Annotated in this window: 1 protein-coding gene and 2 pseudogenes; 1 reads left to right on the forward strand and 2 read right to left on the reverse strand. The window is 69.3% G+C overall.

The genetic code is table 11. From position 1 onward, the window contains the following. Nucleotides 1-42: 42 nt before the first annotated feature. A pseudogene (gene pyrH, locus KZA10_RS18635) lies at nt 43-120 on the reverse strand (UMP kinase); the annotation flags it as partial. Nucleotides 121-141: 21 nt separating this feature from the next. On the opposite strand from pyrH, the gene paaE reads away from it, so the two are divergent. After that, entirely contained in the window at nt 142-1,200 is a 1,059-nt protein-coding gene (gene paaE, locus KZA10_RS15015; RefSeq protein ID WP_308289689.1) for a 1,2-phenylacetyl-CoA epoxidase subunit PaaE, read from the forward strand. Between the two features lie 126 nt (nt 1,201-1,326). Here paaE and KZA10_RS18815 read toward each other — a convergent pair. Next, nucleotides 1,327-1,452, reverse strand: a pseudogene (locus KZA10_RS18815) (hypothetical protein); the annotation flags it as partial.

A 1,452-nucleotide genomic window follows, 5' to 3' on the forward strand; every position in this document is an offset into this window, starting at 1 on the left:
TCAAATTCTATCGGGCGAAGTCGTCTCCGCCGTGTCACACGCTCAGGCGGTGACGAGGGTTCCGATCGGCTCGCCGAGAAGCGCACGGGTCACGTTGCCCGCCGGCTCCATGCCGAACACCACACCCTCACCGTCGAAGACGTGCGCCCACTCACCGACGACGCGGTCGAGGTGACGTTCACCGTGCCCGCCGCACTCGCCGACGAGTACGACCATCTTCCCGGCCAGTACGTCGCGCTGCGCACCACCCTCGACGGCGTCGAGGTGCGGCGCTCCTACTCGCTGTGCCGTGCGCCGGAGCACTGCGACGACGGACAGGACACCCGGTTGAGCGTCGCCGTGAAGCGCGACGAGGGCGGACTCTTCTCGACCTGGGCGCAGACCGGCCTGCACGCCGGATTCGAGATCGACGTGATGAGCCCGCAGGGTACGTTCACCTCGGCGCTCGACGACCTCGACGACCGCCACGTGGTGGGCATCGCCGCCGGCTCCGGCATCACGCCGCTGATGGCGCTCGCCCACACGGTGCTGACGCGGTCCGAGACGTCGCGGTTCACACTGCTGTACACGAACAGGGCCACGCTCGACGTGATGTTCCTCGAAGACCTCGCCGACCTCAAGGACCGCTACCCGACCCGACTCGTGCTGCACCATGTGCTCTCCCGCGAGCAGCGGGCGGCTCCGGTGCTCTCCGGGCGGATCGACGAGGAGAAGCTGCGCACGATCCTCGGCACGCTGATCCCGCCGTCGAGCGTCGACGAGTGGTTCCTGTGCGGACCGCTCGCCCTGGTCGACCTCTGCCGCGAGGTGCTGGCCGACGTCGGGGTCGAGCGCTCGCACATCCGCTTCGAACTGTTCACCACCGGCGACGAACCGGCTCGCGCGGCCCGACCCGTGCAGGTGCGCGCCGGCGAGAAGACCGTGCGCATCGAGGTCACGCTCGACGGCGTCTCCTCGACCGTGGAGAGCCCGGTCGACGCGCACGAGTCGGTGCTCAACGCGGCACTGCGCGTGCGGCCCGATGCGCCGTTCGCGTGTGCGGGCGGTGTCTGCGGCACCTGCCGTGCCCGTGTGATCGAGGGCAGCGTGACCATGACCGAGAACTACGCCCTGGAGCCCGACGAGCTCGAGCGCGGATTCGTGCTCACCTGCCAGTCCCATCCGACCAGCGACCGCGTGGTCGTGGACTACGACGTCTGACCCGGAGGCCCCCATGATCGACCTCGCCATCGCCGACGACGTCGCGACGATCGTCCTGAACGCACCGTCGAAGCTGAACGCGCTCGACGAGAGGGCCCTGGCGGATCTGGATGCCGCCTACGAGTGCTTGCCGGGGAACTCGGCGTGGATCGCCGCGGCGAAGTTGCGAGCGAGCTCGATGTCCGGCTCTCCCGTCTCGACCCACAGCAGGTCCGCGTACGGGGCGAAGGCGAGTCCGCGGCTGATGACCGA

Origin of the sequence: Microbacterium sp. BF1 (genome assembly GCF_019279095.1) — a bacterium.
GTDB lineage: Bacteria > Actinomycetota > Actinomycetes > Actinomycetales > Microbacteriaceae > Microbacterium > Microbacterium maritypicum.